This is a genomic window from Arcobacter sp. CECT 8989, from assembly GCF_004116715.1.
In the GTDB taxonomy this organism is placed as follows: Bacteria; Campylobacterota; Campylobacteria; order Campylobacterales; family Arcobacteraceae; genus Halarcobacter.
In genome coordinates this window covers 1-496 of the sequence record NZ_PDKE01000053.1, presented here as the reverse complement: position 1 = coordinate 496, position 496 = coordinate 1, and the positions used below count along the sequence as shown (strand labels likewise).

The following is a 496-nucleotide window of genomic DNA, read 5'->3' as shown; positions in this document are numbered from 1 at the left end:
CTGTTGGAGCAGTTGCAATAAGGTCAAGATTAAACTCTCTTTCAAGTCTTTCGTTAATAACTTCCATGTGAAGCATACCTAAGAAACCAGCTCTAAATCCACTTCCAAGAGCAGCTGATGATTCAGGTTCAAATGAGATAGAAGAGTCATTTAATTGAAGCTTAGTTAAGGCTTCTCTTAAGTCTTCAAATTTATCTGTTTCAATAGGATAAAGTCCTGCAAAAACAAATGGTTTTGCTGGTTCAAATCCATCAATTGCTTCTGGTGTTGGATTTTTTGCATCAGTCATAGTATCACCAACTGCAATTCCATCAAGAGTTTTAAGTCCTAATACAACTATACCAATTTCTCCTGTTTTTATCTCTTTTGTTTTTTCTCTTTTAATAGGATGTGGATACATTAAGTCTAATACTGGATGCTCAACTTTTGTATTCATCATCTTAAGTACTTGCCCTTTTTTGATACTTCCATCATATACTCTTACAAGAGCTAGTGC

Annotated in this window: 1 protein-coding gene; it reads right to left on the bottom strand. The window is 34.5% G+C overall.

Annotated features, from left to right (window positions below; genetic code table 11):
* Positions 1-496, bottom strand: a 496-nt coding sequence (locus CRV02_RS14395) for an EF-Tu/IF-2/RF-3 family GTPase (protein ID WP_258239328.1), incomplete at both ends; no start/stop codon positions are given.